Origin of the sequence: Staphylococcus sp. HMSC061G12 (assembly GCF_001838465.1) — a bacterium.
Taxonomy (GTDB): domain Bacteria; phylum Bacillota; class Bacilli; order Staphylococcales; family Staphylococcaceae; genus Staphylococcus; species Staphylococcus simulans.
Genome location: NZ_KV837041.1, coordinates 1 through 8109 on the forward strand (window position 1 = coordinate 1; position 8109 = coordinate 8109).

An 8109-nucleotide genomic window follows, 5' to 3' on the forward strand; every position below is an offset into this window, starting at 1 on the left:
TTATTTTGGACTGTATTTATGTCCCAGCCCCTTTCTATTGTTGTAAGCTATTTCTGTTTTACTTACAGGACTCCATTGTTATGTGTACAACTTGTAAAAAGAGCTTTTAATTTGTGTAATACTTTTGATAATATCAAACATTGAGTGACATGTATGTGACAGTTTTATATAATAATGTCAAGGAGTTGGTGACAGTGAAAGTAAAATACATCGACAAACGTCACTGGCGTCGTCTGATTGAAAGAGATTATACTGAAGTTAAGGTGAATAATAATAAATTCAAAGGAATCATTGGCTTAATCACAATGAAGAAAGTAAAGGAACCTTTAAAAGTTTCTGTCGTCGGTAAAACCATGATAGTCGCAGATGATAACTATCAATGGCTTCAAATTGTACCGGATAAGAAACGTTACAGTATAACAGTGATGCTAGATGAAAAAGGCAACCCACTTGAATATTATTTCGATATCAATATTAAAAATATCACGCAAAAAGGTAAAGCACGCACAGTAGATTTATGCTTAGATGTTATTGTATTACCTAATGGAGAATATGAGTTGGTTGACGAGGATGATTTATTACGAGCATTAGAAACAAAACAAATTTCGAAGAAACAATATCACGAAGCATACATCATTGCACATCAGTTAATGATGAAGATTGATCATGATTTTCCAAGTATGCAAGAAAATATCATGTATTGCTATAATAAGATTAAACATAAGTATTTAAACGATAAACATACGACGCATCATCACCGAGGATAACAGTCAGGAGAACCCAGCACACAGTGTGAAAGAGTGTTTGTATGAAAGGTACCATGCTGTCGCTGTCATAAGACTGCCGCATGGTTTTTATTTCATAGTAGAAAAGGATTGAAGGAAGTAGGAGGATAAAACGTGAAGATTGAGGATTACCGTTTGTTAATCACGTTAGATGAAACACGTACATTGCGTAAAGCAGCTGAAATTCTTTATATTTCTCAACCTGCTGTAACACAACGATTAAAGGCCATAGAAAGTGCCTTCGGCGTTGATATTTTTATTCGTACTAAGAAGCAGTTGATCACTACAACTGAAGGTGCGATGGTTATTGAACATGCGCGCGACATGTTGAAGCGCGAGCGTTTATTTTTTGATAAGATGCAAGCACATATGGGCGAAGTAAATGGCACTATCTCTATAGGGTGCTCTTCTTTAATCGGCCAAACTTTATTACCCCAAATACTTAGTCATTATAACGATCAATACCCCAATGTTGAAATTCAAGTAAAAGTAGGTTCTACTGAGCATATAAAAGCGCATCATCGTGATTATCACGTGATGATTATCCGTGGAAGCAAGATTTTGAATTTGAACAATCAGCATTTGTTTAATGATAAACATTATTTTATTTATCCTAAGGGTCAAAGAGATAAAGCACCAGAACTGCCGTTTATTGAGTTTCAAGCTGATCCGATTTATATTAACCAGATTAAAGAATGGTATGGTCGTAATTTAGGACGTGATTATCATGCGATGATATCCGTAGACCAAGTTGCGACTTGTAAAGAAATGTTAGTCGGCGGTGTAGGTGTAACTGTATTACCAGAAATTATGGTAAAAGATTTAGACACAGAACGCTTTGACTTTGAGCAAGTTGATATAGAAACACATCCATTAGTGCGTTCAACCTATCTAAGTTACGATTCTAGTATGTTGCAATTGCCACAAGTGGAATCATTTGTAGAATTAGTCGTAAATGATATTGCGAAAGCTCCTCAGAATTAACTGATGTGTAAATAAGACATCCTAGCTAGGGTGTCTTTTTCTCTTGTGTGAAGATTTCTATATAGAAAAGCTGCTTTTTGAAATTATATGCTGTTTTAATGGAAATCTTTGTACATCTATTCCAAAAGGTAAGAAAATTGATTAAACTAGAGGTTATCTAAATAAGTTTTAAGAGAGGTTAGACTATGTTTGCAGCGTTACTGCACATTAAAAATTATAAATTATTCGTAGTTAATATGATGCTGGTCGGTATGGGGATTGCGATTACGATTCCTTATCTTGTTTTATTTGCGACAAATGAACTTGGTATGACAACTACTCAGTTCGGTGTCTTATTAGCACTAGCCGCAATCAGTCAGTTTACTGTTAATACCATTGTGGCACGTTTTTCTGACAGAGGGAACGTAAACCGTAAAGTCTTAATTATCGGTGCGCTGTTTATGGGCGCAATGAGTTTCGGTATTTACTTCTATGTTCATACAATCTGGCTGTATATTGCGTTATATGCTTTGTTCCAAGGTTTGTTCGCACCTGCAATGCCTCAACTTTATGCTTCAGCTCGTGAATCTATTAATGCATCCTCTTCACGCGGTCGTGCAAAATTTGCTAATACAGTATTACGTTCTATGTTCTCGTTCGGGTTCTTATTTGGTCCGTTAATCGGAGCTTTGTTAAATAAAAGTATGGGCTATGCCGGTTTGTTCGGCGGTACAGTAGTTATTTTATTATTTACACTGTTACTTCAAGTCTTCTTCTTTAAAGAAGTGAAAACGAATCGCCCAATTGAAGAAGGTACACATATCGAGCGTAAAGCCCCAAGTATGTTGACACACAAGAAATTAATCGTACCATTTGTTGCATTTATCTTACTCCATATTGGACAGTGGATGTACACACTTAATATGCCTCTATTTGTGACGAATTATCTTCATGAGAGTGAAGACTATGTCGGAGTGCTTGCGAGCTTGTGTGCAGGCTTAGAAGTGCCATTTATGATTATCCTAGGTGTTTTGTCTGCGAAACTTGAAACAAGAACCTTATTGATATTCGGCGCATTGTTTGGTGCACTCTTCTTCTTCAGTATCGGAGTGTTTGATAACATTTATATGATGATGCTTGGGCAAGTCTTTTTAGCAATGTTTTTAGCGGTATTATTAGGGATTGGTATCAGTTACTTCCAAGACATCCTGCCTGATTTCCCGGGTTATTCTTCAACACTCTTTGCGAATGCGCTTGTAATAGGTCAATTATGTGGGAATTTACTTGGCGGTGTGATGAGTCAAATCGTAGGATTAGGGAATGTATTCTATGTATCCGCTGCTTCTTTAGCATTAGGAATGATTTTAATCTTCTTTACGAAAGAGCAGAAATTTATTGAATAAGAAAGAGGTTTACCATGCTAGCAACAATTTTATGGCTATTGATTATTGCGTGTTTCGTTACCGCATTTATTGGTTTGATTAAACCTGTTATCCCATCAATGCCAATGATGTGGATTGGATTTTTAATTTATCAAATCGGTTTTCATAACGGAAAATTATCTTGGGTCTTTTATATCTCAATGATTATTTTAACAATCTTTATTTTTGTGGCTGATTTGATGATGAGCCAATACTTCACTAGACGCTTTGGCGGTTCTAAAGCAGGGGAAATCACAGCTTTAATCGGTGTGATTGTCGGTTGTTTTGTTTTCCCACCATTCGGTATTATTTTAGTTCCGTTAATCGCAGTGTTTATTGTAGAAATGGTATTAAGACGTGACCCAATGACTGCACTTAAAGCCAGTTTTGGTTCAGTTGTCGGCTTTTTAGCAAGCACTGCAGCTCAAGCCATGGTCATGATCATTATGGTCATTTGGTTCTTCTTAGCAATTTTAATTAACTAAATTATTGAGAAATAGTGCAAACACTAACAGCCTCAAAAGCAAAGATAATCCTGCTTTTGAGGCTGTTTTTTAATTTATCATAAATAAGTATTGCTGTTTTTCTTCACAAAATGATGGTCGACATAAAACGCAATTGGCGTGATGATGAATGAGACAATAATAAATGTCCAATTACCAATATGAATGGACGGACCAAATGTAAGATAAGATTGCGGGATATATAAGACATAAAATAACAGCGCAATTAAGCCGAAAATAACCGCATAAGTTAAAAGCCAAACCCAGTTAGACTTATTGAAAGCTTGTATTTGTACCGTTTTAAAAATCCACCATACGAATAAAAAGATGATAAATAATCCCATTAATACGATGATTGGGAATGTGAAATAATAGATAGGTTTTTCACCTATGAAGAAGCCTATAAATCCTTTGAAGAACGCAAAAATACCAAGTAAAAACAAAATGTGATGCCAAATATATTTGAAAATATTTTGTACCGTTTCGTTTTTTAGTTTTTTAATCGTTTCTTTCGCATGCGCACGAGGATTATGATCAAAGAAATCCATGGCTAACATACCCTGGTTTTCTGATTTTAGCAGTTCTTTTAAAATACGATTCAACATTAATTCAGAATCATGAGGGTTGACGCGTAAATCAGCACGAATATAAGTCATATAGCTTTCGAAAATTTCGCGGTCTGTATTATTAAGATGCAACGCTTTTACGTTATTTTCGCGCATCAATTGTTCTGTAGATTTAGCCATTGCTTTTGCCCTCCGATTCATATTATACAATCAAGCATATTATGACTAAATTGCGCGCATAAATCAATGATTGAAGCAATATCTCGCTTTCTTTTTTTAGTGTATGCGTGGAAACTATGAGCGAAGCCGGATACATGGTAAAATATACATAGCAAATTGACGTTACATAGGCGTTGGATTCATGGTAAAAGGAGTTAAAGATACATGAAAAAAGTGATGATGGTGCTGTTAGCTTCAACTTTAATGTTAAGTGCTTGCGGTAAAAGTGACGAGAAGACAGCGCTTGAGAATGATATCAAACAACTAGAGAAAGAAAATAAACAGTTGAAAGATAAAAAAGAGAAGTTGGAAAAAGAACAAAAATCAGTGAAAGAACGTGTAGATAAGTTAGAAGATGAAGTGAAAGATAAAGTTGCGACAGAAAGAGCAAAACAACAATCTGAAGCAGAAGACAAAGCTAAAAAAGAACAAGAAGCTAAAGATAAAAAGGAAAAAGCAACAAAAGCGTCATCTAACACAACAAAAGAAAGGGATCAAAAATCACACACACCGCATTCTGACAAGAAGGAAAACAAACCATCTTAAGCGTTTGTTTGAAAAGTCAGAAGGGTATTAAATAGGTAATGGATAAACGAACTAAAGGAGTCGATTGAATCATGTACGAACAACAATTTTTTGAATTAGAAGGTAATAAGATGACTTTAAGAGAAGTCGGCAAAGCCATCGAAAAAATTACAGGCTACCAACATGATGCGCCTTCAGCACAAGTAAGACGCAGAGTTGCGCAAAAGCCTAATTTTGAATCAGATACAGATACATTTGAAGCAACTTATAAATTAAGTCATTTAGGCGATTTTGTTGACGTAGTATTTACAGCACCTAAAAGCGAACGTGATCGTTTACAAGAAGTGCCTGTAACTGTTCAATTAATCAGTTATAATACGCGTTCTGAATTTCCTCAAGCATAATCGCAACTATAAGTAATTTCGACAATCTTATAAAGTATACAAAAAGGCGCTTATAAGTGAAGTCATATCGCTTTGCATTACTATCATGATTAGAGAACACTTTACTAAAGTGCTTTTTTGTATATCGATTTTTTAGATAGAGCACAAGAGATTGAATGGGTGTACGAGGTGGAATCAAATGAGTGTATATTTGGAAACACAACGTTTAAAGTTAAGAGATTGGGAAGATAAAGATTTATTGCCATTTCAAAAAATGAATGCGAATCGACAAGTTCGCAGATTCTTCCCAAGTATATTAAGCTATCGCCGTTCTGAATTGGATATGCAGGCGATGCAGAAACAACTGAAACAATCAGGCATTGGTTTATTTGCGGTAGAATTGAAAGAAAGCGGAGAATGGATTGGCTTTATCGGATTGAATTATCTCCCTAAACGCAGTCAGTATCCATTTAAAGATCTGCCTTTCTTTGAAATTGGATGGCGTTTGATACCTGAGGTTTGGGACAATGGTATCGCAACAGAAGGGGCAAAAGCAGTGCTTGAATATGCCAAAGAAAAAGGTATCGAAGAAGTTTATAGTCTAACAGCCAAAACAAATATGGCTTCAAGAAGAGTGATGGAAAAAATCGGTATGACATATTTAGAAGACTATGAATTACCAAATGTGTCAGTAGCTCATCCATTAAAAACACAAGTCAGATATTATAAAAAGCTGAATGAATAAAGCGAGAAACTCAAGGTGACGTTTCTCGCTTTTTGTTTGGAATGAACATAGAGTATGTTATTTAATTTAGAAGTGTTAATCATAAGTACGTGTACCGACAGAACGATAGTGTTCTAAACCGTCGAATAAATCATCTAAGTTATCATAAAGCGGAGCTAAGCCGCGATATTTATCATCAATGAAACCAGCTTCAATCATAGATTCAATGAGTTGTTGAAGCGGTTCGAAAAAATTGTTGATATTAAAAACTGCCATCGGTTTATCGTGGATACCGATTTGTGCCCAACTATATGTTTCAAAGAACTCTTCAAGTGAACCAGCACCGCCAGGAGCTAAGATAAATGCATCAGCTAATTCGCTCATTTTGGCTTTGCGACCATGAAGTGAATCTACTAACACTAAATCTGTTAAGCGTTGGCTCGTAATTTCTTTATCATCTAAGCTTTTCGGCATCACACCAATCGCTTCTCCACCGTTATCTAAGACGCCATTAGAAATTGCGCCCATTACACCGACAGAGCCGGCACCGTAGACTAAAGTATAACCATTTTCTGCCATGTATTTACCTAAAGCATAGCCTTGCTCCATATAAACTTTATCTTTCCCTCTGCTTGCGCCGCAAAATACTGCAATACGTTTTAATTTACTCATAAATAGTCATCTCCTAAGAAGAAATCTGATTGATTACACGTTTAAATGCTTGCTCAAAATGATTGCGTGTCTCTTCTGAGAACTTTTTCGGACCTTTATGACGTCCGCCTTGACGTCTGGTTTGTGCATTCAAATAACGTTGTTCGAGTAAGGAATTAATATTCTTATCACTATATAGCATACCATTATGATGCATCACGTACTGTATTTTATTAATCAATAGGTTAGCTAAACCATAATCTTGTGTGACTACAATGTCATTTGGCTTGGCTAATTGAACAATTTTATAATCCACTTGATCAGGACCATCATCGACGTAAACGACACGAACATGGTCAGGATAATCTCGCATTGAAAAGTGTGCATAACTACGTACCAACACAACAAAAATGCCTGTCCCTTCAGTCAATTGAATAATTGAATCTGTAACGGGACAAGCATCACCATCAATAATGACTTGTGTCATTTAGAGATTCGGCTTATTTTCATGTTTTTGAATCTCTGCGATGCGTTCTTCTTCGTTGGCACGTCTAGCTTCTTCTTCAGCTTTTAAACGTTGTTCAATGCGATCTTCTAAAATACGGTTCATGTCATAAGCTTCATCTTTATTTTCTTGTTCAAGTTCTTCACCTTTATTGTGAAGTTGTTTGTCAGATTGACCGCCTGGTACAAGTCCGACTTTTTTCTCGTATTTCTGAGCGTCTTTTAATTCTTTCACGAGACGTTTACGAGTTGCTTCTGAATCTTTATCTTCTTTTTTATGGCGTTTTTCAATGTTTTTCTCTAATTTCTTCGCCATTTTTTCAGCTTCTTTAGCGTTTTGTTTTTCTAATTTGTCACCTTTAGCTTTGATGCGTTCTGGGTCATTGGCTTTCGCTTCTTTTTTAGCTTGGCGTTTTTCTTCGATTTCTTGTTTCTTCTCGCTTACATATTGTTTAAGGTCAGAAGATTTATTAGAAACCGCTGACGCAGCTTTAGAAGATTTATCTGATACACCGCTCGCAAATTGTGAAGACTTGTCAGAAACACTTTGTCTTAAACCTGCGGTTTTATCATTCAATTTTTGTACATCAGGATGATCTTTGATGCGTTTTCTTTCCACAATTAAAGGTACAAGAATGATAGGTAATACCGTTAACAATGTTCTAATTAATCGTTTCTTCTCCATTTGAATGGCCTCCATTTATTAGTATATAACATTTAAATACCCCGACTGATTAGGGGATAAACGAATACCCTTGTATCATACATAACTTTTTCCATCGATTAAAGCATCAGTAATTGAAGGCATGAAAAAAACCAGCATTGAAATTCAGGCTCTTTGTCAAATTCGGTTGATATATAAAAA

General features: G+C 35.7%; 11 protein-coding genes. 7 read left to right on the forward strand and 4 right to left on the reverse strand.

The genetic code is table 11. The features are described 5' to 3' along the window. Positions 1–194 precede the first annotated feature (194 nt). The 4 genes from HMPREF2937_RS03690 to HMPREF2937_RS03705 all read left to right on the forward strand — a co-directional run bounded on the left by HMPREF2937_RS03690 (position 195) and on the right by HMPREF2937_RS03705 (position 3654). A complete protein-coding gene (locus tag HMPREF2937_RS03690) occupies positions 195–767 on the forward strand; it encodes a ribonuclease FAU-1 family protein (RefSeq protein WP_002481462.1) in 573 nt (190 codons plus the stop codon). Between the two features lie 132 nt (positions 768–899). Continuing rightward, entirely contained in the window at positions 900–1769 is an 870-nt protein-coding gene (locus tag HMPREF2937_RS03695) for a LysR family transcriptional regulator (RefSeq protein WP_070864057.1), read from the forward strand. Between the two features lie 185 nt (positions 1770–1954). Further along, entirely contained in the window at positions 1955–3151 is a 1197-nt protein-coding gene (locus tag HMPREF2937_RS03700; protein ID WP_002481464.1) for a sugar efflux transporter, read from the forward strand. A gap of 14 nt (positions 3152–3165) precedes the next feature. Then, entirely contained in the window at positions 3166–3654 is a 489-nt protein-coding gene (locus HMPREF2937_RS03705) for a DUF456 domain-containing protein (protein WP_002481465.1), read from the forward strand. A gap of 77 nt (positions 3655–3731) precedes the next feature. Here HMPREF2937_RS03705 and HMPREF2937_RS03710 read toward each other — a convergent pair whose 3' ends face one another. Next, positions 3732–4418: a DUF1129 family protein gene (locus HMPREF2937_RS03710; RefSeq protein ID WP_002481466.1), complete on the reverse strand. Its 687-nt coding sequence runs from the start codon at positions 4416–4418 to the stop codon at positions 3732–3734. A gap of 204 nt (positions 4419–4622) precedes the next feature. On the opposite strand from HMPREF2937_RS03710, the gene HMPREF2937_RS03715 reads away from it, so the two are divergent. The 3 genes from HMPREF2937_RS03715 to HMPREF2937_RS03725 all read left to right on the forward strand — a co-directional run bounded on the left by HMPREF2937_RS03715 (position 4623) and on the right by HMPREF2937_RS03725 (position 6110). Further along, the gene (locus HMPREF2937_RS03715) at positions 4623–5003 is read left to right on the forward strand and encodes an SA0632 family lipoprotein (protein ID WP_070864058.1); all 381 of its coding nucleotides are present in this window, start codon (positions 4623–4625) and stop codon (positions 5001–5003) included. A 71-nt stretch (positions 5004–5074) separates the two neighbouring features. Beyond that, positions 5075–5386: a hypothetical protein gene (locus HMPREF2937_RS03720; RefSeq protein ID WP_023015425.1), complete on the forward strand. Its 312-nt coding sequence runs from the start codon at positions 5075–5077 to the stop codon at positions 5384–5386. Between the two features lie 178 nt (positions 5387–5564). After that, entirely contained in the window at positions 5565–6110 is a 546-nt protein-coding gene (locus tag HMPREF2937_RS03725; RefSeq protein WP_023015424.1) for a GNAT family N-acetyltransferase, read from the forward strand. A 75-nt stretch (positions 6111–6185) separates the two neighbouring features. Here the strand turns inward: HMPREF2937_RS03725 and HMPREF2937_RS03730 are convergent, their stop codons facing one another. From HMPREF2937_RS03730 to HMPREF2937_RS03740, 3 genes are read right to left on the reverse strand one after another with little or no spacing between them, the layout of a single operon-like run. Continuing rightward, positions 6186–6761, reverse strand: coding sequence for an LOG family protein (locus HMPREF2937_RS03730; RefSeq protein WP_002481470.1), 576 nt, complete (start codon positions 6759–6761; stop codon positions 6186–6188). A gap of 13 nt (positions 6762–6774) precedes the next feature. After that, positions 6775–7227 carry a YaiI/YqxD family protein gene (locus tag HMPREF2937_RS03735; protein WP_002481471.1) on the reverse strand — a complete coding sequence of 151 codons (453 nt, stop codon included), beginning with the start codon at positions 7225–7227 and terminating at the stop codon, positions 6775–6777. After that, positions 7228–7929 carry a hypothetical protein gene (locus HMPREF2937_RS03740; protein ID WP_057510181.1) on the reverse strand — a complete coding sequence of 234 codons (702 nt, stop codon included), beginning with the start codon at positions 7927–7929 and terminating at the stop codon, positions 7228–7230. It abuts the gene before it with no gap. Positions 7930–8109: the final 180 nt, after the last annotated feature.

Coding starts and splice junctions, on each gene's coding strand:
- HMPREF2937_RS03700 (WP_002481464.1), top strand. CDS start 1,955: ATGTTTGCAGCGTTACTGCACATTAAAAATTATAAATTATTCGTAGTT.
- HMPREF2937_RS03705 (WP_002481465.1), top strand. CDS start 3,166: ATGCTAGCAACAATTTTATGGCTATTGATTATTGCGTGTTTCGTTACC.
- HMPREF2937_RS03710 (WP_002481466.1), bottom strand. CDS start 4,418: ATGGCTAAATCTACAGAACAATTGATGCGCGAAAATAACGTAAAAGCG.
- HMPREF2937_RS03715 (WP_070864058.1), top strand. CDS start 4,623: ATGAAAAAAGTGATGATGGTGCTGTTAGCTTCAACTTTAATGTTAAGT.
- HMPREF2937_RS03720 (WP_023015425.1), top strand. CDS start 5,075: ATGTACGAACAACAATTTTTTGAATTAGAAGGTAATAAGATGACTTTA.
- HMPREF2937_RS03725 (WP_023015424.1), top strand. CDS start 5,565: ATGAGTGTATATTTGGAAACACAACGTTTAAAGTTAAGAGATTGGGAA.
- HMPREF2937_RS03730 (WP_002481470.1), bottom strand. CDS start 6,761: ATGAGTAAATTAAAACGTATTGCAGTATTTTGCGGCGCAAGCAGAGGG.
- HMPREF2937_RS03735 (WP_002481471.1), bottom strand. CDS start 7,227: ATGACACAAGTCATTATTGATGGTGATGCTTGTCCCGTTACAGATTCA.
- HMPREF2937_RS03740 (WP_057510181.1), bottom strand. CDS start 7,929: ATGGAGAAGAAACGATTAATTAGAACATTGTTAACGGTATTACCTATC.